19 protein-coding genes and 1 pseudogene are annotated in these 21425 nt (G+C 75.1%); 11 read left to right on the forward strand and 9 right to left on the reverse strand.

From position 1 onward, the window contains the following. Positions 1-19 precede the first annotated feature (19 nt). The 6 genes and pseudogenes from RDI86_RS13740 to RDI86_RS13765 all read right to left on the reverse strand — a co-directional run. Positions 20-1345 (reverse strand): amidohydrolase family protein, encoded by a 1326-nt coding sequence (locus RDI86_RS13740; protein WP_308821597.1) that lies wholly within the window; start codon positions 1343-1345, stop codon positions 20-22. After that, the gene (locus tag RDI86_RS13745) at positions 1342-3048 is read right to left on the reverse strand and encodes a urocanate hydratase (RefSeq protein ID WP_308821598.1); all 1707 of its coding nucleotides are present in this window, start codon (positions 3046-3048) and stop codon (positions 1342-1344) included. The genes RDI86_RS13740 and RDI86_RS13745 overlap by 4 nt, the downstream gene beginning before the upstream one ends. A 31-nt stretch (positions 3049-3079) precedes the next feature. Then, positions 3080-4693 (reverse strand): histidine ammonia-lyase, encoded by a 1614-nt coding sequence (gene hutH / locus RDI86_RS13750; RefSeq protein WP_308821599.1) that lies wholly within the window; start codon positions 4691-4693, stop codon positions 3080-3082. 275 nt (positions 4694-4968) lie between these two features. Then, a complete protein-coding gene (locus tag RDI86_RS13755; RefSeq protein ID WP_168946226.1) occupies positions 4969-7353 on the reverse strand; it encodes an excinuclease ABC subunit UvrA in 2385 nt (794 codons plus the stop codon). 238 nt (positions 7354-7591) lie between these two features. Next, on the reverse strand, positions 7592-8002 hold the full coding sequence (locus tag RDI86_RS13760) for a VOC family protein (protein WP_031316030.1): 411 nt from the start codon (positions 8000-8002) through the stop codon (positions 7592-7594). Positions 8003-8210: 208 nt separating this feature from the next. Beyond that, positions 8211-8603, reverse strand: a pseudogene (locus RDI86_RS13765) (helix-turn-helix transcriptional regulator); the annotation flags it as partial. Between RDI86_RS13765 and RDI86_RS13770 the strand changes: the two are divergent. The 8 genes from RDI86_RS13770 (at position 8602) to RDI86_RS13805 (ending at position 16284) form a co-directional block, all read left to right on the forward strand. Beyond that, the gene (locus tag RDI86_RS13770) at positions 8602-9420 is read left to right on the forward strand and encodes an IclR family transcriptional regulator (protein ID WP_194521450.1); all 819 of its coding nucleotides are present in this window, start codon (positions 8602-8604) and stop codon (positions 9418-9420) included. The pseudogene RDI86_RS13765 and the gene RDI86_RS13770 overlap by 2 nt on opposite strands. A gap of 141 nt (positions 9421-9561) precedes the next feature. Then, positions 9562-10530 carry a metal ABC transporter substrate-binding protein gene (locus RDI86_RS13775; protein ID WP_251176587.1) on the forward strand — a complete coding sequence of 323 codons (969 nt, stop codon included), beginning with the start codon at positions 9562-9564 and terminating at the stop codon, positions 10528-10530. Beyond that, on the forward strand, positions 10527-11291 hold the full coding sequence (locus RDI86_RS13780; protein ID WP_308821600.1) for a metal ABC transporter ATP-binding protein: 765 nt from the start codon (positions 10527-10529) through the stop codon (positions 11289-11291). Before RDI86_RS13775 ends, RDI86_RS13780 begins: the two co-directional genes overlap by 4 nt. Then, positions 11288-12160, forward strand: coding sequence for a metal ABC transporter permease (locus RDI86_RS13785; RefSeq protein ID WP_308821601.1), 873 nt, complete (start codon positions 11288-11290; stop codon positions 12158-12160). Before RDI86_RS13780 ends, RDI86_RS13785 begins: the two co-directional genes overlap by 4 nt. A 134-nt stretch (positions 12161-12294) precedes the next feature. Continuing rightward, on the forward strand, positions 12295-12795 hold the full coding sequence (locus tag RDI86_RS13790; protein ID WP_211932644.1) for a hypothetical protein: 501 nt from the start codon (positions 12295-12297) through the stop codon (positions 12793-12795). Between the two features lie 75 nt (positions 12796-12870). Next, positions 12871-14529, forward strand: coding sequence for a phosphatase PAP2 family protein (locus RDI86_RS13795; RefSeq protein WP_308821602.1), 1659 nt, complete (start codon positions 12871-12873; stop codon positions 14527-14529). 170 nt (positions 14530-14699) lie between these two features. Then, the gene (locus tag RDI86_RS13800; RefSeq protein ID WP_076404284.1) at positions 14700-14999 is read left to right on the forward strand and encodes a hypothetical protein; all 300 of its coding nucleotides are present in this window, start codon (positions 14700-14702) and stop codon (positions 14997-14999) included. 193 nt (positions 15000-15192) lie between these two features. Further along, positions 15193-16284, forward strand: a complete 1092-nt coding sequence (locus RDI86_RS13805; protein WP_083711540.1) for an LLM class flavin-dependent oxidoreductase — start codon at positions 15193-15195, stop codon at positions 16282-16284. Positions 16285-16339: 55 nt separating this feature from the next. Here the strand turns inward: RDI86_RS13805 and RDI86_RS13810 are convergent, their stop codons facing one another. Beyond that, positions 16340-17395, reverse strand: a complete 1056-nt coding sequence (locus RDI86_RS13810) for an NAD-dependent epimerase/dehydratase family protein (RefSeq protein ID WP_168946232.1) — start codon at positions 17393-17395, stop codon at positions 16340-16342. A gap of 148 nt (positions 17396-17543) precedes the next feature. On the opposite strand from RDI86_RS13810, the gene RDI86_RS13815 reads away from it, so the two are divergent. Both RDI86_RS13815 and RDI86_RS13820 read left to right on the forward strand, forming a co-directional pair. Then, the gene (locus tag RDI86_RS13815) at positions 17544-17798 is read left to right on the forward strand and encodes a type II toxin-antitoxin system Phd/YefM family antitoxin (protein ID WP_021483636.1); all 255 of its coding nucleotides are present in this window, start codon (positions 17544-17546) and stop codon (positions 17796-17798) included. Further along, the gene (locus RDI86_RS13820; protein WP_168946233.1) at positions 17795-18187 is read left to right on the forward strand and encodes a type II toxin-antitoxin system VapC family toxin; all 393 of its coding nucleotides are present in this window, start codon (positions 17795-17797) and stop codon (positions 18185-18187) included. The genes RDI86_RS13815 and RDI86_RS13820 overlap by 4 nt, the downstream gene beginning before the upstream one ends. Positions 18188-18200: 13 nt before the next feature. On the opposite strand, the gene RDI86_RS13825 is transcribed toward RDI86_RS13820, so the two are convergent. Together RDI86_RS13825 and RDI86_RS13830 are read right to left on the reverse strand one after the other, a co-directional pair. Further along, complete coding sequence (locus RDI86_RS13825) at positions 18201-19064, reverse strand: siderophore-interacting protein (protein ID WP_076404282.1); 864 nt, start codon at positions 19062-19064, stop codon at positions 18201-18203. 105 nt (positions 19065-19169) lie between these two features. Continuing rightward, positions 19170-20309, reverse strand: coding sequence for an epoxide hydrolase (locus RDI86_RS13830; RefSeq protein WP_308821603.1), 1140 nt, complete (start codon positions 20307-20309; stop codon positions 19170-19172). Positions 20310-20449: 140 nt separating this feature from the next. Between RDI86_RS13830 and RDI86_RS13835 the strand changes: the two genes are divergently transcribed. Beyond that, positions 20450-21400: a YafY family protein gene (locus RDI86_RS13835; protein ID WP_168946235.1), complete on the forward strand. Its 951-nt coding sequence runs from the start codon at positions 20450-20452 to the stop codon at positions 21398-21400. Positions 21401-21425: the final 25 nt, after the last annotated feature.

Raw genomic sequence — 21425 nt, forward strand, 5'->3', positions numbered from 1 at the left:
GGTCAGGGGTGGGGGTGGGTCAGGGGTGGGGGTGGCCGGATTTCCACGTCTTCGCGATCAGGGGGACGCCGGGGCGGTAGGCGAGGTGGGTGCGGCTCGGGGCGTCGAGCAGCACGACGTCGGCCCGGGCGCCGGGGGCGAGGTGGCCGACGTCGTACCGCCGCAGCGCGAGCGCGCCGCCCGCGGTGGCGGACCACACGGCCTCGGCGACGGTCATCCGCATCTCGCGGACCGCGAGCGCCACGCACAGCGGCATCGACGACGTGTAGCTCGACCCGGGGTTGCAGTCGCTCGCGAGCGCGACGACGGCGCCCGCGTCGAGGAGTCGTCGCGCGTCGGGGTAGGGCTGGCGCGTGGAGAACTCGACGCCGGGGAGAAGGGTCGCGACGGTCCCGGCGCCCGCTCCCGACGTCGCGACGGTCCCGGCGACGGCTCCCGACGTCCCGTCCGGCCGCGTCCCGCTGTCGGTCCACGAGCCCGCGAGCGCCGCGACGTCGTCGTCGGTGAGGTACGTGCAGTGGTCCACCGCGGCGGCGCCCAGCCCGACGGCGAGGCGCACCCCCTCCCCCGGCCCGAGCTGGTTCGCGTGCACGCGCACCCCGAGCCCGGCGGCGGCCCCGGCCTCGAGCACGCGGCGGGACTGCTCGGGCGTGAACGCGCCGGTCTCACAGAACACGTCGACCCACCGGGCGTGCGGCGCGCACGCGGCGAGCATCTCCCCGCATACGAGGTCGACGTACGCGTCGGCCCGGCCCGCGTACTCCACCGGCACGACGTGCGCCCCGAGGAACGTCACCTCGGGCGTCACCTCGCGCGCGAGCCGCACGGACCGCTCCTCGTCCGCGACGGTGAGGCCGTAGCCGCTCTTCACCTCGACCGTGGTCGTGCCCTGGCGGGCCGCCTCGTCGAGGTGCCGGGCCAGCCCGGCGCGGAGCACGTCGTCGGACGCGGCGCGCGTCGCGGCGACGGTCGACCGGATGCCGCCCGCCTCGTAGGTGCGCCCGGCCATGCGCGCCTCGAACTCGGAGGCGCGGTCGCCCGCGAACACGAGGTGGGTGTGCGAGTCGACGAACCCCGGGAGCACCGCGCGCCCGCCCGCGTCGAGCGTCACGTCCGGCTCCCGTCCGTCCAGCGCGTGCCCGACGGCGTCCCGCGCCTCCCGGGCCGGGCCCGCCCAGGCGACCCGGCCGCCGTCGAGCAGCAGGACGGCGTCCGTCACCAGGCCGGTCGGGTCGCCGTCGCGCGTGCCGGGGCCGCCCGGGGCGTTGGTCGTCAGCTCGCCGATGCCGGTGACGAGCGTCGACCCGGGCCCCGAGGACGTGCCCGTCGCGCGGCGTCCCGTCACGGCGTTTCCCGCGCGGGGACGCGGAGCCTGCCGCGCTCGGCGGCGGCGACCGCGTCGTCGTACCCGGCGTCGACGTGGCGCAGCACCCCGAGGCCCGGGTCGTTCGACAGCACGCGCGCGAGCTTGGCCGCGGCGAGCGGCGTGCCGTCCGCGACGGACACCTGGCCCGCGTGGATCGAGCGGCCCATGCCGACGCCGCCGCCCTGGTGGATCGAGACCCACGTCGCGCCCGACGACGCGGCCGTGAGCGCGTTGAGCAGAGGCCAGTCGGCGATCGCGTCGGAGCCGTCGGCCATGGCCTCCGTCTCGCGGTACGGGGACGCGACCGACCCGGCGTCGAGGTGGTCGCGGCCGATGACGACCGGGGCGCGCACCGCGCCCGACGCCACGAGGTCGTTGAACGCGAGGCCCGCGCGGTCGCGCTCGCCGTGCCCGAGCCAGCAGATGCGCGCGGGCAGTCCCTGGAACGCGACGCGCTCCTGGGCGGCGCGGATCCAGCGGTGCAGGTGGTCGTCGTCGAACAGGTCGAGCACGGCGGCGTCGGTCGCGGCGATGTCGCGCGGGTCGCCCGAGAGCGCGGCCCACCGGAACGGGCCCTTGCCCTGCGCGAACAGCGGCCGGATGTACGCGGGCACGAACCCCGGGAAGTCGAACGCGCGGTCGTACCCGCCGCGGCGCGCCTCGTCGCGGATCGAGTTTCCGTAGTCGAACACCTCGGCGCCCGCGTCGAGGAACCCGACCATGCCCTCCACGTGCCGGGCCATGGACTCGCGCGCGCGGTCGGTGAGCTCGTCGGGCTTCGCGGCGGCGTAGTCGGCCCAGTCCGCGAGGTCCACCCCGACCGGCAGGTAGGACAGCGGATCGTGCGCCGACGTCTGGTCCGTGACGACGTCGACCTCGACCCCGCGCCGCAGCAGCTCCGGCACGACCGTCGCGCTGTTCCCCTCGACCCCCACCGACAGCGCCCGGCGCTCGCGCCGCGCGTCCTCGACGAGCCGGACCGCGGCGTCGAGGTCGTCGGCGACGACGTCGAGGTACCGCTCGCGCACGCGCCGGTCGAGGCGCGACCGGTCGACGTCGACCACGAGGCACGCGCCGCCGTTGAGCGTCACCGCGAGCGGCTGCGCGCCGCCCATGCCGCCGCACCCGCCGGTGAGCGTGAGCGTCCCGGCGAGGGTCCCGCCACTGAGCCCCTGCCCGCCCTGGCGGGCGGCGAGCTTCGCGGCGACCGCAGCGAGCGTCTCGTACGTGCCCTGGAGGATGCCCTGCGCGCCGATGTAGATCCACGACCCTGCCGTCATCTGCCCGTACATCGTCAGGCCCGTCGCCTCGAGCCGCCGGAACTCGGGCCACGTCGCCCAGTCCCCCACGAGGTTGCTGTTCGCGAGGAGCACGCGCGGCGCCCACTCGTGCGTCCGCAGCACCCCGACGGGCTTGCCCGACTGCACGAGGAGCGTCTCGTCGTCCGCGAGCGTCGTGAGCGTGCGGACGATCGCGTGGTAGCTCGGCCAGTCGCGCGCCGCCCGGCCCGTGCCGCCGTAGACGACGAGGTCGTCGGGCCGCTCCGCGACCTCGGGGTCGAGGTTGTTCATGAGCATCCGCAGCGGCGCCTCGGTCTGCCAGGACCGCGCGGTGAGGGTCGTGCCGCGCGGGGCGCGGACGGGGACGGGCGTGCCGAGGCGGTGGGTCGGCTCGTGGACCATGGTCGTCTCGCTCCTTCGGGTCGGGTGGGTCTCAGGCCAGGTGCCCGACGGCGGCGCTCGCCGCCGCGGTCACGGCACCCGTCGCGACGAGGCGGGTCACGGCCTCGATCTCGGGCGCGAGGTAGCGGTCCGGTCCGGGGCCCGCGGCGGCCGTGCGCACGAGGTCGCGCACGGCGCCGGTCCCCCGCGCGGGGTGCAGGGACCCGGCGTCGCAGCGGAGGTCGAGGGCGCGCGTCGCGGTGAGCAGCTCGATCGCGAGGACGCGGCCCAGCCCGTCGACGGCGCGGCGGAGCTTGCGCGCCCCGGCCCAGCCCATGGACACGTGGTCCTCCTGCATGGCCGACGACGGGATGGAGTCGACGCTCGACGGCACCGCGAGCCGCTTGAGCTCCGAGACGATCCCCGCCGCCGTGTACTGCGCGATCATCAGCCCGGAGTCGACGCCCGGGTCGTCGGCGAGGAACGGCGGCAGGCCCTCGTTGCGGGCCTTGTCGAGGAACCGGTCCGTGCGGCGCTCGCTCATGCTCGCGACGTCGGCCGCGGCGATCGCGAGGAAGTCGAGCACGTACGCGACCGGGGCCCCGTGGAAGTTGCCGTTCGACTCGACGCGCCCGTCCACGGTGACGACCGGGTTGTCGATCGCCGCCGCGAGCTCCCGGCGCGCGACGGCGGTCGCGTGGTCGAGCGTGTCGCGCGCGGCGCCGTGCACCTGCGGCGCGCACCGCAGCGAGTACGCGTCCTGCACCCGCGTGCACTCGGGCCGGCCGTCGGCGTCGAGCGTGCGGTGGCTCGCCACGACGGGCGAGCCGTCGAGCAGCGCGCGCAGGTTCGCGGCCGACGCCGCCTGGCCGGGGTGCGGCCGCATCGCCGCGAGGTCGGCCGCGAACGGCGCGTCCGAGCCGAGCAGCGCCTCGACGCTCGCCGCGGCCGCGACGTCGGCCGTCGTGAGCAGGGACCGCAGGTCGTGCAGCGCGAGCGCGAGCATGCCGAGCATGCCGTCCGTCCCGTTGATGAGCGCGAGACCCTCCTTCTCGCGCAGCGCGAGCGGCGCGATCCCGGCCGCGGCGAGCGCGTCGGCAGCGGGCACGACGGCTCCCGCCGCGTCCCGGACCTCGCCCTCGCCGAGCGCCACGAGCGCCACGTGGGCCAGCGGCGCGAGGTCGCCCGAGCACCCGAGCGAGCCGAACTCGCGCACCACCGGAGTGATCCTTGCGTCGAGCATCGCGGCGTACGTCTGCGCGACGACGGGGCGCGCCCCGGTCCGCCCGGTCGCCAGGGTCGCGAGCCGCAGGAGCTGGAGCGCCCGCACGACCTCGCGCTCGACCTCCGGCCCCGATCCCGCCGCGTGCGACCGCACGAGGCTGAGCTGGAGCTGCGCGCGCCGCTCGACCGGGATGTGGCGCCGCGCCAGCGCGCCGAACCCGGTCGAGACGCCGTAGTGCGGGCGGTCGTCGTCCGCGAGCCCTTCGACGACGGCGCGACTCGCCGCCATCGCCTCGACCGCCGCGTCCGCGAGCCGGACGCGCGCGCCGTGCCGCGCGACGTCGACCACGTCGCCGATCGTCAGCGGACCGTCGCCCACGACGACGACGCGCGCGGCGCGGGCCGGGTCGGAGACGGCCGGGGAGTGCGTCGTCGCTGCCATGCCCCCAGGACACACCGCGCCTCGACGCGCCGGGAGCCCGCTGCGACAGGTTCAGTCTGGGATGCCAGACAGGCCCCCTGTTCCCTCCCCGACCGCAGCAGCCAGCCCTCTACCGCAACTGCCGCCGACGCCGCCCACGCCGCCGACCAGGCCATCCCGGCGAGCCGAGCAGGCGGTCGTGGCGCGTCAGCTGCCCGGGACGCGCCACGATCACCTGTTCGGCACCGGGCGGGGGGCGTGGAGGGGCGGGCGGCGGAGAGGCCGGGGGCAGCGGGTCAGGCGTTCACGTAGGCCGCGAGGTGCTCGGCCGTGAGGGTGGACCTCGCCGCCACGAGGTCGGCCGGGGTGCCCTCGAAGACGACGCGACCGCCGTCGTGCCCGGCGCCGGGGCCGAGGTCGATGATCCAGTCCGCGTGCGCCATGACGGCCTGGTGGTGCTCGATGACGATGACGGACTTGCCCGCGTCGACGATCCGGTCGAGGAGCCCGAGGAGGTTCTGCACGTCCGCGAGGTGGAGGCCGGTCGTCGGCTCGTCGAGCACGATCACGCCGCCCTTGTCGCCGAGGTGGGTCGCGAGCTTGAGGCGCTGGCGCTCGCCGCCGGACAGCGTCGTGAGCGGCTGGCCGAGGCTCACGTACCCGAGGCCGACGTCGTCGAGGCGTTCGAGGATCGCCGCGGCGGCCGGCACCTTGCCCTCGCCGGACGAGAAGAACGCGCGCGCCTTCGCGACCGGGAGGTCGAGCACGTCGGCGATGTTCAGCCCGCCGAGCGTGTAGTCGAGCACCGCGGCCTGGAACCGGCGGCCCCCGCAATCCTCGCAAGGGGTCGAGACGGTCTCCATGAAGCCGAGCTCGGTGTAGATGACGCCCGCGCCCTTGCACTCGGGGCACGCGCCCTCGGAGTTCGCGCTGAACAGGGCGGGCTTGACGCCGTTGGCCTTGGCGAACGCCTTGCGGATCGGCTCCAGCAGGCCCGTGTAGGTCGCGGGGTTGCTGCGGCGCGACCCCCGCACCGCGCTCTGGTCGATCGTCACGACGCCCTCGCGCCGCGACACCGACCCCTCGACGAGCGAGCTCTTGCCCGACCCGGCCACCCCGGTCAGCACGACGAGCACCCCGAGCGGGATGTCGACGTCCACGTCCTGCAGGTTGTGCGCGTCCGCGCCGCGGATCTCCAGCGCGCCCGACGGCGAGCGCACCTCCTCCTTGAGCGTCGCGCGGTCGTCGAGGTGGCGGCCGGTGACGGTGTCGCTCGCCCGCAGCCCCTCGACCGTGCCCTCGAACGTCACCCGGCCGCCCGCCGTGCCCGCACCCGGGCCGAGGTCGACGACGTGGTCCGCGACGACGATCGTCTCCGGCTTGTGCTCGACGACGAGGACCGTGTTGCCCTTGTCGCGCAGCTGGAGCAGGAGGCCGTTCATGCGGTCGATGTCGTGCGGGTGCAGGCCGATGGTCGGCTCGTCGAAGACGTAGGTGACGTCCGTGAGCGACGACCCGAGGTGGCGCAGCATCTTGATGCGCTGCGACTCGCCGCCCGACAGCGTGCCCGACGGCCGGTCGAGGCTGAGGTAGCCCAGCCCGAGCTCGACGAACGACGCGAGGTTCTCGCCGAGGGCGTTGACGACGGGCGCCATGTGCGGGTCGTCGAGGTCACGGATCCACGCGGCGAGGTCGGTGATCTGCATCGCGCACAGGTCGGCGATGTTGACCCCGCGGATCTTCGACGAGCGCGCCGACTCGGACAGGCGCGTGCCACCGCAGTCGGGGCACGGCGCGAACGTCGCGGCGCGTTCGACGAACGCGCGGACGTGCGGCTGGAGCGAGTCGACGTCCTTGGAGAACATCGACTTCTGGATCTTGGGGATCAGGCCCTCGTAGGTGACGTTGATCCCCATCGCCTTGATCTTGGTGGGCTCCTTGTAGAGGAAGTCCTGCATCTGCTGGTCGGTGAACTCGCGGATGGGCCGGTCGCCCGGGAAGAACCCCGACTCGGCGAACCCGCGCACCATCCACCCGTCGGCGGTGTACCCCGGGACCTTGATCGCGCCGTCGCGCAGCGACTTGGAGTCGTCGAAGATCTCCGTGAGGTCGAGGTCCGAGACCGCGCCGCGCCCCTCGCACCGCGGGCACATGCCGCCGTGGTAGATCGCGTTGCGGACGATCGTCTTCTCGCCGGTGGCCGACGTCATGATGCCGCTCGCCTTGCGCGCGGGGATGTTGAAGGAGAACGCCGTGGGCGGGCCGACCTGCGGCTCGCCGAACCGGCTGAACAGCACCCGCAGGATCGCGTTCGCGTCGGTCACCGTGCCCACCGTGGAGCGCGGGTTGGCGCCCAGCCGCTCCTGGTCCACGACGATCGCCGTCGTGAGCCCTTCGAGCACGTCGACGTCGGGGCGGTCCAGCGTGGGCATGAAGCCCTGGAGGAACGCCGGGTAGGTCTCGTTGATGAGGCGCTGCGACTCGGCGGCGACGGTGTCGAACACGAGCGAGCTCTTGCCCGACCCGGAGACGCCCGTGAACACCGTGAGACGCCGCTTCGGGATCTCGACGCTCACGTCCTGCAGGTTGTTCGCCCGCGCCCCCTGGACCCGGATGACGTCGTGCGCGTCGGGGTCCTGGCGCTCCGAGGTCGGGGTTCCCGTCGTCGTGGCCGTGCTCATGCGTGTCTCCTCGTCGTCGAGCCTCGTCGCACGGTCGGAGGACCGGTCGACGGCGCCGACCGCCCGCTCCCGGCAGCCCGGGAAGAGTCTGCCGGAGAGCCGGACGGTCGGCGCGTGGATGGGTGCGGTGCGTGGACGTCCCGGGGGTGAGGACCGGCCGGGCGGTCGGGACTCATCGCGCCGTGCGCGACGGCGGCGCGGGACCGGGCGGTCAGGCGGGACCGCGGCGGTGCGGAGGTCAGGAGCGCTGCTGGATGCGGATCTCGTTGCCCGCCGGGTCGCGGAACGCGCAGTCGCGCACGCCGTAGGGCTGGTCGATCGGCTCCTGCACGACCTCCGCCCCCGCGGCCTCGATCCGGGCGAACGTCTCGTCGACGTCGGGCGTCGCGAGGTTGACGCCGAAGTACGCGCCCTTGGCCACGATCTCCAGGAGGGCGCGCTTGTCGTCGTCGTTGAGGCCCGGGGTCGCGGCCGGCGGGTGCAGCACGATCGCGGTGTCCGGCTGGTCGGCCGGGCCCACGGTGATCCACCGCATCCCCTCGTAGCCGACGTCGTTGCGGACCTCGAAGCCGAGCACGTCGCGGTAGAACGCGAGCGACGCGTCGGGGTCGGTCTGGGGCAGGAAGCTGGAGTTGATGGTGAGGTTCATGAGAACGACGCTAGGACCGCCGTCCGGCCCGCGCTTCTCGATTCCTGACCGGTCGCGTGACGCGCCGCGCGACGCACGCCGGCAGCCCGTCCAGCCGCTCCGCGCCGGGGACGGCGCCCGCCTCGGCGGCGGACGCGGCGCCCGACGCGGTGCCCGGTGCCGCCGCCGCGGCCGTCCGCGACTCCGCGGGAGCCGGGGACCCGGCGTCGGACTCGGCCGCGCGCCGTCGGTACACGCTCGGCGGCACGCCGACGAGCTCGGTGAAGCGCGTGCTGAACGTCCCCAGGGACGAGCACCCCACCGCGAAGCACACGTCCGTGACGCTCAGGTCGCCGCGACGCAGCAGCGCCTTCGCGCGCTCGATCCGCCGCGTCATGAGGTACGCGTAGACCGACTCCCCGTACGCCGCCTTGAACTCGCGGCTCAGGTGCCCGGCCGACACGTGCACGCCGGCCGCGAGCGCCGTGACGTCGAGCGGCTGCGCGTACTCGCGGTCGATCCGGTCGCGCACGCGCCGCAGGCGCGCGAGGTCGCGCAGGCGCTGGTCGTCGGGCGTCGTCGTCACGCCTCGATCGTGCCACGGGCCTACCGTGGCCTCCATGCCGAGCGACGTCCCCGCCGCGCGCCAGGCCGTGCGCGTGCTCACGTTCCTCGCCGCGCAGGCGGGCCCGTCGCCCGCGGCCGCCGTCGCGCAGGGCCTCGGGCTGCCCCGCTCGACCGTCTACCACCTGCTGTCCGTCCTCGTCGACGAGGGGTTCGTGACCCACCTGCCCGAGGAGCACCGCTACGGGCTCGGGACGGCGTCGCTCGCGCTCGGGTCGGCGTACGCGCGGCAGGCGCCCCTCGCGCGGCTCGCGCGGCCCGTCGTCGCGCGCCTCGTCGAGTCGACGGGCGAGAGCGCGCACCTCGCCGTGCTCAACGGGCGCGAGGTCCTCTACCTCGTCGAGCAGCGCGCGCCGCGCCGCCCCACGCTCGTGACCGACGTCGACGTGCGCCTCCCCGCGCACCTCACCGCGAGCGGGCGCGCCGTCCTCGCCGGCCTCCCCGCGGCCCAGGTCCGCGCCCTCTTCCCCGGCGCCGCGGCGTTCGCCGACCGCACCGGCGTCGGGCCGCAGACCCTCGGCGCCCTGCGCGAGGTGCTGCGCGGCGTCCGACGGCGCGGCTGGGCCGAGGAGGACGGCGAGGTCACCCCGGGCCTCGCGTCCGTCGCGCACGCGGCCGTCGACCACACCGGGCTCCCCGTCGCCGGCATCGCCCTCACCTTCTGGTCCGACGACGCCCCGCCCGCCCGCCGCGCGGAGCTCGCCGCCGCCGTCGGGCGCGCCGCCGCCGAGGTGAGCCGCCGCCTGGGCGCCCGCGCCACCCCGACCCGCCCGTCGGGCCCGACCGCCCCGTCCGCCCCGTCCGCGCCGAGGTAGAGCTCTGGTCTGCCGAGGTAGAGCCCTGGTCTCTTTCCTCGCTGAGCCAGGGCTCTACCTCGCGGGACCAGGGCTCTACCTCGGCTGACCGGGGTGGAAGCGGCGTTGCGTGCGGCCGACGTGACGACTAGATTTTTCGGTATGCCGAACTTTTTGACGCGGAGGCCCGCATCCCGCGCTGCCGCAGCCGTCGCGCTCCTCGCCGCGGCGACGCTGGGCGGCTGCTCGAGCGCCACGGACGCGGGGGCGACCCCGCCCGACGACGGCCGGCCCGTCGTGCTCACGACGTTCACCGTGCTCGCCGACATGGCGGAGAACGTGGCGGGCGACCACCTGCGCGTCGAGTCGATCACGAAGGTCGGGGCGGAGATCCACGGCTACGAGCCGACGCCCGGCGACGTCCGCAAGGCGGCGGACGCCGACCTCATCCTCGACAACGGCATGGGGCTCGAGGCGTGGTTCGGGCGGTTCGTCGACGGGCTCGACGTGCCGCACGTCGTCGTGAGCGAGGGCGTCGAGCCCATCGCGCTCGGCGACGACACCGCCGAGGAGTACCAGGGCAAGGAGAACCCGCACGCCTGGATGTCGCCCGTGAACGCGCAGGTCTACGTGCAGAACATGGCCGACGCCTTCGCGGAGCTCGACCCGGCCCACGCCGACGACTACGCGGCGAACGCCGCGGCCTACTCCGCCGAGCTCGCCGCCGTGCACGACGAGCTCACGACGGCGCTCGACGCGCTGCCCGAGGGCCACCGCGCGCTGGTCACGTGCGAGGGCGCGTTCCCGTACCTCGCGCGCGACGCCGGGCTCGCTGAGAAGTACCTGTGGGCGGTCAACGCCGAGCAGCAGGCGACGCCGCAGTCGGTCGTCGGCGCGATCGAGTTCGTCGAGCAGCACGACGTCCCCGCCGTGTTCTGCGAGTCCACCGTCTCCGACGACGCGATGCAGCAGGTCGCGCGCGAGTCCGGCGCGGCGTTCGGCGGGACGCTCTACGTCGACTCCCTCTCCGCGCCCGACGGCCCCGTGCCGACCTACCTCGACCTCCTGCGCCACGACACCGAGACCATCGTCGCGGGCCTCACGGGCACCACCGCGGGCGGTGACGCGTGAGCGCGGGCGGGCGGGCGCCGTCGGGCACGCCCGCGATCGACGTGCGCGACCTCACCGTCCACTACGGCGACGTCCTCGCGCTCGACGGCGCGACCCTCGCCCTGGGGTCCTCGCACGGGCCGGGGACGATATGCGGGCTCGTCGGCATGAACGGCTCGGGCAAGTCGACGCTGTTCAAGGCGGTCATGGGCATGGTCCGGCCGGACCGCGGCACCGTCCTGGTCGACGGCGCACCCCCCGCGCGCGCCCGGCGCGTCCAGGCGGTGGGGTACGTGCCGCAGAGCGAGGACGTCGACTGGGCCTTCCCGCTGAGCGTGCGCGACGTCGTCATGACGGGCCGCTACGGCTACCAGGGCTTCACGCGGCGCACGCGGCCCGCGGACCGGGAGGCGGTCGAGCACGCGCTCGCGCGCGTCGAGCTCACCGACCTCGCCGACCGGCAGATCGGCGCGCTCTCGGGCGGGCAGCGCAAGCGCGCGTTCGTCGCCCGGGGGCTCGCGCAGGGCGCGACGATCCTCCTGCTCGACGAGCCGTTCGCCGGCGTGGACAAGCGCACGGAGGCGACGATCACCACGCTGCTGCGCGAGCTCGCGGCCGGCGGGGCGACCGTCCTCGTCTCGACGCACGACCTGCACGCGCTGCCCGAGCTCGCTGACGAGGCGGTGCTGCTCCACCGCCGCGTCCTGCTGCACTCGACGCCCGCGGAGGTCCTGCGGCCCGAGAACCTCGCGCTCGCGTTCGGCGTGGAGGTGGCCCCGTGACCGACCTCCTCGCCACCCTCCTGGAGCCGCTGTCGTTCGAGTTCCTGCGCACCGCGCTCGCCGTCACGGTGACCGCCGGGATCGTGTGCGGCGTGCTGTCGTGCTGGCTCGTGCTCGTGGGCTGGTCCCTCATGGGCGACGCCGTCTCGCACGCCGTGCTGCCCGGCGTCGTGCTCGCGTACGTGGTGGGGGCGCCGTTCGCGCTCGGCGCGCTCGTCTTCGGGCTGCTCGCGGTGCTGCTCATCGGCGCGGTGCGCGACACGTCGCGCGTCAAGGAGGACGCCGCGATCGGGGTCGTGTTCACGACGCTCTTCGCGCTCGGGCTCGTCCTCATCTCCGTGACGCCGAGCCAGACGGACCTCAACCACATCCTCTTCGGCAACCTGCTCGGGGTGTCGCGTGCGGACCTGCTCCAGGTGCTCGCACTCGGCGCGGTGACGCTCGCGGTCGTCGTGCTCAAGCGGCGCGACCTCACGCTCTACGCGTTCGACCCGACGCACGCGCACGCGATCGGGCTCTCGCCCCGACGGCTCGGCGCGCTGCTGCTCGGCCTGCTCGCGCTGACGGTCGTCGTCGCGCTCCAGGCCGTCGGCGTGGTCCTCGTCGTCGCGCTGCTCATCACGCCCGGCGCGACGGCGTACCTCCTCACCGACCGCTTCTCGCGGATGCTGTGGGTCTCGCCGCTCGTCGCGGCGGTGTGCGGGGTCGTGGGCATCTACGTCAGCTACTACCTCGACACGGCGTCGGGCGGGACGGTCGTCGTCGCGCTGGGCGTAGCGTTCGCGCTCGCGTACCTGTTCAGCCCGCGGCACGGGCTCGTCGGGACGCGGGTCGCGGCGGCCCGACGCCGTCGGCTCGCGCGCGTCTGACCGTCCGCTCCGGCGGCCCGGAACCCGGTCCGGGCCGCCGGACCACGCCTCCTGCGTGCGCTGTGTGCGAAATCTCCATGAATTCGCCCTCGATTCCCTGGTGCTTCTCAGGTTCGCCCGGGAGACTTGTCGCCATGTCAGCGAGGACGAGCGAGCCCACGACGCCGCAGCGCACGCGCACGTCTGCCCGGTTCGCCGCGGCGAGCCTGCTCGCGCTGTCCATGATGCTGCCGATGTGCTCGACGGCGAGCGCCGCCGAGGTCCAGCAGCTCATCGCCGACGCGCAGGTCCAGACGGAGACCATCGGGAACGACCTCGACCGCGTGCACGCCCAGCTCCCCGCCCTGCACCCCGTGCTCCGCAACGACGTGCTCGACGCCGTCGAGTCGGTCGAGGCCGCGACGGACGAGGCCCGCTCCGCGCTCGAGCGCGCGACCGACGACGACGAGGCGGCCGACGGTCGCGCGGCCGTCGCGCTCGCCGACGCGCAGGTCGCGCTCGACGCGGCGTCCGCCCAGCTCCGCCACGTGACGGACCTCGCGCACGACGCGGGCGAGGGCGTGGCCGTCGCGCTGGAGCGCCTGCAGGCGCACATCGACACGCTCCGCGGCGAGACGAGCCGCGCGGGGGCCTGAGCCGACCACCTGGCCCACGCGGGCCCGGAGCGCCGTCGCCGCGCGGTCCTCGACCGCCCTTCCTACGATGGCGAGATGCCTCGTGTCACCGGGATCGTCAAGCCGCACGAGGCGCTCCCCGGCGTCGCCCGCCTCGACCGCGCGGTGAACCGCTGGACGAACCGCCGCGCGCTGGGGGCCGCGGCCGACACCGCGCTCTCCCGGCTCTCGACGTGGGCCGACCACAGCGTGCTGTGGGCCGGGGCCGCCGTCGGGATCGCCGCCACCGGGCGGCGCGGGCGCGACGCCGCCCTGCGCGGCTACGGCTCGCTGCTCGTGTCGAGCGTCCTCGCGAACGTCGTCGGCAAGACCGTGTTCGGGGGCGTGCGCCCGTCGCTCGACGGCCTTCCCCTGTGGCGCCGCGTGGCGGACCCGCCGACGTCGCCCTCGTTCCCCTCGGGTCACTCGGCGTCGGCCGCCGCGTTCGTCACGGGCGTCGCGATCGAGTGGCCGACGGTCGGGCTGGCGCTCACGCCGCTCGCCGGGGCCGTCCTGTACTCGCGTCTGCACACGGGCTCGCACTGGTTCTCGGACGTCGCCGCGGGGGCGGCGCTGGGCGTCGGGGTCGCGCTCGTGAGTCGGGTGCTCGTCCCCGGCCGTGCCGTGCAGCGCCCCGACGTCCCGGCGGGGCCGCCCGCGGACGTCCCCGCGCTCGACGACGGCGCGGGCCTCTTCGTCGTCGTCAACCCGGCGGCGGGCTCGGGCCGGCTGCTCAAGGAGGACCCGCTCGCGGCGGTCCGCGACGGGCTCCCCCGCGCCGACCTCCACGTGCTCGCCGAGGGCGACGACCTGCGCCGTCTGTACGACGACGCCGTCGCGCGGGGCGCCCGCGCGCTCGGCATCAGCGGTGGTGACGGCACGGTGTCGACCGCGGCCGCGGCGGCGCGCGCGCACGACCTCCCGCTCGCCGTGCTCCCCGGCGGCACCCTCAACCACTTCGCGCGCGCGGCCGACCTCACGTCGATGCGCGCGACGATCGAGGCGGTGCGGACCGGCTCGGGCGTGACGATCGACGTCGCGGACCTCGAGGTCGACGGGGTCGACGGGCCGCCCCGCACCGTGCTCAACACCTTCTCGGCCGGTGTCTACCCGGAGCTCGTCACCGAGCGCGAGAAGCACGAGCACCGGCTCGGCAAGTGGCCGGCCGCCGTCCTCGCGGCGGCGCGCGTGCTGCGGCGCGCGCACCGGGTGCGCATGGCGGTGGACGGGCACGAGGGCGAGTACTGGTCGCTGTTCGCGGGCGTCAACCGCTACTACCCGCAGAGCCTCGCGCCGGTCGAGCGGCACCGTCTCGACGACGGCGTGCTCGACGTCCGCACGGCCCGGGCCGAGCGCCGCGCGAGCCGGCTGCGCACGTTCCTCGAGGTCGCGGCGGGTGACGCGGGGACCCGCGTCGCGCGGCGCGTGCCCGGGGTGCGGGGGCACCTCGTGGTCGACGCGACGTCCGTCCCGGCCCTCGAGCTCCGCTTCCCCGCGCGCGGCGCGGTCGTCGGGCCCGACGGCGAGGCCGTCACGACGGACCGCTCCCCCGACGCCGAGCACAGGCACCCCGGGTCGCCGCCCGTGGTGCTCGCGCACGACGGCGAGACGCTCTCGCTCGACGACGTCGCCCCCACCGGGCCGGTCACCGTCCGTCTCACCATGCGGCGCGGAGCGCTGCGTCTCTACGCCCCGAGCGACCCGACGGCGGGCTGATCCGCCCGGCCTGTCCGGTATGTCCTGTGTTCACGGCACCCGGGGAGAACTCCCCCTGTTCACGCACAGGCGTCATGCCCCACAATGAGCCCCGCAGTCGCGCGGACGGCACCCCGTCCGCGCCCCGTCCGGACTCGACCACGTCGGCCCCACCAGAAAGCAGAAGAACCATGGCCCAGCAGTACCCCGCCGCCCCGCAGGCCCCCGCCGGCTACTCGGCCCCGATCGAGGACCCGGGCAAGACCCTCGGCATCGTCGGCTTCGTCCTCGCGTTCGTCTTCGCGGTCGCGGGCATCGTCGTCAGCGCGATCGCGCGCAAGAAGAGCAAGGAGGCGGGCTTCGACAACCAGCTCGCCAAGTGGGGTCTCATCCTCAGCATCATCTTCACCGTGCTCGGCGCCATCGGCTTCGTCATCTACATCGTCGCCATCGCGGCGCTCGTCGCGAACGGCGACGTCTCGACGTACTGACGTCCCCGCCGGCCCGCGGGCGCGGCACCGACGGCCGTCGTCCCACGCGGGGCGGCGGCCGTCGTCGTCCCTGCCGGCCGCCCGCGGACGGGTCGCGGAAGATCCGCGGACCGGGCACGGTTGAGACGCGCACGACCGCGCCACCGGTGAGAGCACCGGTCCCCCGACGGTCGCCCGACCGCAGGAGCAGATCATGACCGACGAGACGACCTCCCCGATCCCCACCGAGAGCGCGACGGCCGAACCGGACCCCGCGACGGTCGAGCTCGGGCTCGACACCTTCGGCGACGTGACCGCCGGGCCGGACGGCGTGCTGCTCAGCGGGGCGCGCACGATCCGCGACGTCGTCGAGGAGGCGGAGCTCGCGGACCAGGTCGGCGTCGACTTCTTCGGCGTCGGGGAGCACCACCGCGCGGACTTCGCCATCAGCGCGCCCGAGGTGGTGCTCGCCGGGATCGCGACGCGGACGTCGCGCATCCGCCTCGGCTCCGCGGTGACCGTGCTCAGCTCCGACGACCCGGTGCGCGTCTTCGAGCGGTTCTCGACGCTCGACGCGCTGTCCGGCGGGCGCGCGGAGGTCATCCTGGGGCGCGGGTCGTTCATCGAGTCGTTCCCGCTGTTCGGCTACGACCTCGCCGACTACGAGGTGCTGTTCGAGGAGAAGCTCGACCTGTTCGTCCACCTGCTCGACGAGGGCCCCGTCACGTGGTCGGGTACGACGCGCGCCGGGCTCGCCGACCAGGAGGTCTGGCCCAAGACCGAGAGCGGGCGCCTGCGCACGTGGGTCGGGGTCGGCGGCTCGCCCGAGTCGGTCGTGCGGACCGCGCGGCACGGGCTGGGCCTCATGCTCGCGATCATCGGCGGCGAGCCCGAGCGCTTCCGCCCCTACGTGGACCTCTACCACCGCGCGGTCGAGGAGCTCGGCACGCCCGTGCTGCCGATCGGCGTGCACTCGCCCGGCCACGTCGCCGAGACCGACGAGCAGGCGCAGGAGGAGGTCTACGAGCACTTCGCGGCGATGAACAACCGGATCGGGCGCGAGCGCGGCTGGCCCGCGTACCACCGCGGGCGGTTCGCCCACGACGTGCGCGACGGCTCGCTCTACGTCGGCTCGCCCGAGACGGTGGCCCGCAAGATCGCCCGCACCGTCCGCCTCCTCGGCGCAGGCCGGTTCGACCTCAAGTACTCGACCGGCACGCTCCCCCACTCGACGATGCTGCGCAGCATCGAGCTCTACGGCACCCAGGTCATCCCCCGCGTCCGCGAGCTCCTCGCGGAGCACTGACCCCCCACTGATCGCTGCGCGGCCAGCCACCTCGCCGACGAGCCGCGTCGGCGGGTCAGCCGCGGCCGGCGGCGCGCAGCGCGGCGGCCTCGAGGTCCGGCGGGAGCCCGACGGCGGGGCGGTCCGCGCGCTGCGGCGTCGTCTCTCCCGTGGCGTCGAGGGCGCGGAGCCACGCCCACGTGTCGCGCACCGTCTCGCGCACGTCGCGCGTGCGCAGGCCGAGCGCCACCGCGCGCGACGTGTCGGAGCCGTGGAGCGCGTCGTGCAGCTCGCCCGGCGGCAGCCAGACCGGGAGCTGGGTCCACGGCTCGATCCCGGCCGCGAGGACGGCCTCCGGCTCGACCCACACGAGCTCGGCGGGCGGGTTACCCACTGCTGCCGCGTCGGCGGCGGTCGCCTCGACGCACGCGGCGAGCAGCTCGCCCATGGTCGTGTGCCCGGGCGCGCTGACGACGTCGACCGGCCCGGACGCGCCCGCGAGCGCCACGTCGAGCGCGAACGCCGCGAGGTCGCGCGCGTCGACGTACTGCAGCGGCAGGTCGGCGGGCCCGGGGGCGAGCACCGGGCCGCCGCGCGCGACGCGACGCAGCCACCACGGCAGGCGGCCCACGTTCTCCCGCGGCCCGAGGATGAGGCCCGCGCGCAGCAGGATCGCCCGGTCGCCGAGCGCGTCGGTCACGGCGATCTCCGCGCCGCGCTTGGCGCGGGCGTAGTCGTCGGAGGTCGTGTCGTCCGGGTCGCCGTCGACGAGCTCCGACGTCTCGTCGGCCCCGCGCGGCCGCGGGAACGGGTACACCGAGCGCGACGACACGTAGACGTACCGGTCGTCGCCCGGCACCCGGCCGGCGAGGAGCCGGGCGGCGTCGCGCGCCGCCGCGGGCGCCCAGGACCACGTGTCGACGACGACGTCCCACTTCTGCGGGACGTCGTCCGCGCGCAGCGCGTCCAGGCCGTCCGGCCGGGTGCGGTCGCCCACGAGCTGCCGGACGCCGTCGGGCACGGGCGTGGTGCCCCGGTTGAGGACGGTGACGTCCCAGCCGCGGGCGAGGGCGTCGTCGACGACGGCGCGCCCCACGAAGTCGGAACCGCCGAGCACGAGGAGTCGGGTCATGGGCCCACTGTGGCGCGCCGTCGGTCCGCTTGCAGCCCGTTACGCCGCCCGCAGACGCCCGCGGGAGGGGACCTCACGGCCCTCGCGAGCCTTCCGCGGAGCACACTGGCCAGGTATCCTGGCCAGGATACCGACCCGAGGAGCGGCGATGCAGGTCAACGTGCTGGAGGCCAAGAACAACCTCTCTCAGCTCGTCAATCGAGCCGCAGCCGGCGAGGACGTGGTCATCGCGCGGCGTGGCGTCCCGCTCGTGCGACTCGTGCCGGTCCGGGCCGACCTCGCGCACGGGACCGGGGCGGCGATCGTCGAGTGGCTCGACGACCACCCGCCGTCGCGACGGACCGCCCGCTCGGCGAGCCAGATCGACGCCGACATCGAGGCCGCGCGCGAGGGCTGGGAGTGATCTACCTCGACACGTGCCTCGTCATCTACCTGGTCGAGGACGCCGAGCGTGGTCCGCACGTGCGCGAGCTGCTGGCCCGGCACGGGCACGAGGAGTTCGCGATCAGCCCGCTCGTCCGGCTGGAGTGCCTCGTGGGACCGCTGCGGTCCGGGGACCCGGAGCTCGAGGACCGGTACCGGGGCGCGCTCGACCTGTTCGTCGAGCTTCCCCTCGATGCCACGGCCTTCGAGCGGGCGGCACGCCTGCGCGCCTCCTCGTCGCTCCGGACGCCCGACGCGCTGCACCTCGCCGCCGCGCAGGTCCACGGGTGCTCCGCCCTGTGGACGAACGACTCGCGGCTCGCCGTCGCCGGACGCGGGCTCGCCGTCGACGTCATGCACGGCAGGTGACCCGGGCGCGGGGTCAGTCGGGGTCGGTCGGGTCCAAAGGAGCCTCGGGGTCGAGGTTGACGACGCCGCGGCGCCAGTAGCCGTGGACGGCGAGCTGGTCGGGCCGTGCCCCGGAGCCGCGCAGCGCGTGGCGCACCGCGACGAGGTCGGTCGCCTCGCCCGCGGCGAACACGTACTCGTCGGCGTCGAGCGGACCGAGCGCGCGGACGGCCTCGGCGAGCTGCCCGGGCCCGTCGGTGCGGTAGAGGAGCTCGGTCGTCGCGCGCCCGAGCTCGTCCTCGACGAACGCCTCGTCGACGTCGTCGCCGATCTCCACGATCGCGGTCACGGGCACGTCGGCCCCGACCGCCTCCACCCAGCGCGCGAGCGCCGGCAGGCCCGTCTCGTCCCCGACGAGCAGGAGCCGCCCGACGCCGTCCGGCACGGCGCGGCTCGTCGTCGGGCCGGCGAGCACGACCTCGTCGCCCACCGCCGCCCGTGCGGCCCACGCCGAGGCCGGGCCACCCTCGCCCGTGGGCGGCGCACCCGGGTCGGTGCCGCCGTGGAGCACCCAGTCGACGTCGACCTCGGGAACCCCGTCGACGGTCCGCGTCGCCCGGACGGTCAGCTCGCGCGAGATCGACACGACGCCTGCCGGGCGCTGGAGGGCGCCGTCGTCGGTGAGCGTCGGGGCGTGCAGGACGCCGGTGGCCGGGTCCGGGAGGAACACCTTGACGTGGTCGTCGGGGCCGGGCGCGCGCAGCGTCGCGAGCGAGGCGTCGCCCGGGGCGGCGTCGCGGAAGGTGAGGCGGCGCAGCGCGCCGGACGTCTCCCGGACGGCGTGCACGCGGACGCGGCGCGGGACGAGGTCGAGGCGGGTCACGGGTCGGGAGAACACCGCCCCATTCTGCGCCGAGCACGACGTCGCCGTCGTCATCGGTCGGATGACGACGACGACGTCGTGGTCGAGCGCGCGGTACCCCGTTCTCGACGGTCGCGGGCGTCAGGCGAAGAAGACCCGGAGGTCGGCGACGACGTCGAGCGGGACCTCGAGCGCCGCGTAGTGACCGCCGCGCGGGTGCTCGGACCAGTGCTCGATCCGGGCGTTGTCGCGCTCGGCGAACGCGCGGATCGTCTGGAAGTCGTCGGCGAAGACCGCCACGCCGATCCGGCCCCGGCTCACGACCGGCTCGGCGCCCGAGCGCTGCTCCGCGTAGTGGTAGCGCGCGGCGGTCGCGTAGGAGTTGGTCAGCCAGTAGAGCGTCGCCTGGGCGAGCACCTGGTCGGCGCTCACGAGGCTCGTCCCGTTGCCGAAGCTCTCGAACAGCTCGTGGTAGGCGAGGACGGCGACGGGCGAGTCGGCGAGGCCCGCGGCCATCGTCTGCGGCCGCGACGCGTTCATCGTGTTGTAGGCACCCACCGACTGGAACCACTGGAGGTGCCCGAGCGCGGCGAACTCCTTCTCGCCGAAGCCGTCCATCTCGCCGGGAGCGCCCGACGGGAAGGAGAAGAGCTGGAGCACGTGGGCGCCGAGGAAGCCCTCGGGGTCGAGGACCGCGAGCTCGCGGCCGACCATCGCGCCGCCGTCGCTGCCGTGGATCCCGTAGGAGTCGTACCCGAGGTCGCGCATGAGGACGTCGTAGGTGCGGGCGACGCGCGCCATCGTCCAGTCCGTGTCCCCGACGACGGGCGTCGAGAATCCGAAGCCCGGCATGGAGGGGATGACGAGGTGGAACGCGTCCTCGGGCCGGCCGCCGTGGGCGACGGGGTCGACGAGCGGGTCGATCATGTCGAGGAAGTCGAGGAACGAGCCCGGGTAGGTGTGCGCGAGCAGCAGCGGCGTCGCGTCGTCGTGCCGGGAGCGCACGTGGAGGTAGTGGATCGGCTGGCCGTCGATCTCGGTGCGGAAGCCCGGATACGTGTTGACCCGGCCCTCGACCGCCCTCCAGTCGAACGCCGTCCAGCGCCCGACCATGTCGCGCAGGTAGGACTCGGGCGTCCCGTAGTCCCAGGAGTCCCCGGGGGCGGCGGGCGCGAACCGGGTCCGTCCGAGGCGCGACCGGAGGTCGTCGAGGTCGGCCTGCGGGACGGCGACGGAGAACGGGCGGTGCTCGAGGGACGGGGAGAGGTGTGACGCGGTCATGGCGGTCTCCTCGGTCGGGCGGGGCCTCGTGCCCTGCTCTGCTCCCGACTCTAGGAAGGGTTCAGGAACGTTTCATTCCGTTATTCTGGCGGTGCTCCGAGAAGTTCTCCCGCGTCGTCCGTCGACCCCAGGAGGGACCCGTGGCCTCCACCTCGGCCCGCATGCTCGCGCTGCTCGGCCTGCTCCAGTCGCGCCCCGACTGGTCGGGCGCCGAGCTCGCCGAGCGCCTCGACGTCAGCGACCGCACGGTCCGCAACGACGTCGCCCGCCTGCGCGAGCTCGGCTACCCCGTCGACGCGGTGCGCGGCCCGGGCGGCCGGTACCGGCTCGGCGCCGGGGCGCGGCTGCCCCCGCTCCTGCTCGACGACGCCGAGGCCGTCGCGGTCGCCGTCGGGCTGCGGGCCGCGACCGGCACGGCGGGCTTCGAGGAGTCCGGGGCGTCCGCGCTCGCCAAGCTGGAGCAGGTCATGCCGGACCGCCTGCGCCGTCGTCTCGCCGCGCTCCGGTCCGCGAGCGCCGCCGGCCCCGCGAACACGGACTCGAACGTCGAGGACCCGGTCGTCGACCCGGACACGCTCACCGCCCTGGCCGACGCCGTGCGCGACCACCAGGGCCTGCGCTGCTTCTACCGCGACGAGCCGCTCGAGCTCGAGCCGTACCGCCTCGTCGCGTGGCAGCGCCGCTGGTTCCTCGTGGCCCGCGACACGACGACCGGCGAGTGGGCTCCCTACCGCGTCGACTGGCTCGTGCTGCGCGTGCCGGGCGGGCGGCGGTTCGCGCCGGTGGACTTCCCCGGCGACCTGACCGACTTCGTCGTGCGCGAGGTCGCGCGCGCCGGCTGGGCCGTGCACGCCCGGATCGTCGTCGACGCGCCCGCCGACGAGGTGCTGCGGCGCATCAACCCGACGGTCGGCACGGTCGAGCCGCTCGCCGACGACCGCTCCGTCCTCGTCACCGGCGGCGACAGCGTCGAGGTCGTCGCGGTGTGGGTCGGGATGCTGGGCCTCGACTTCCACGTGACGGAACCGCAGGCTCTCGTCGACCACGTGCGCACCCTGGCCACCCGCTACGCCCGCGCGACCCCGCCGTGACCCTCCCCACCCCCGCTCCCCTCCC

Origin of the sequence: Cellulosimicrobium sp. XJ-DQ-B-000 (assembly GCF_031119065.1) — a bacterium.
Lineage (GTDB): Bacteria > Actinomycetota > Actinomycetes > Actinomycetales > Cellulomonadaceae > Cellulosimicrobium > Cellulosimicrobium funkei.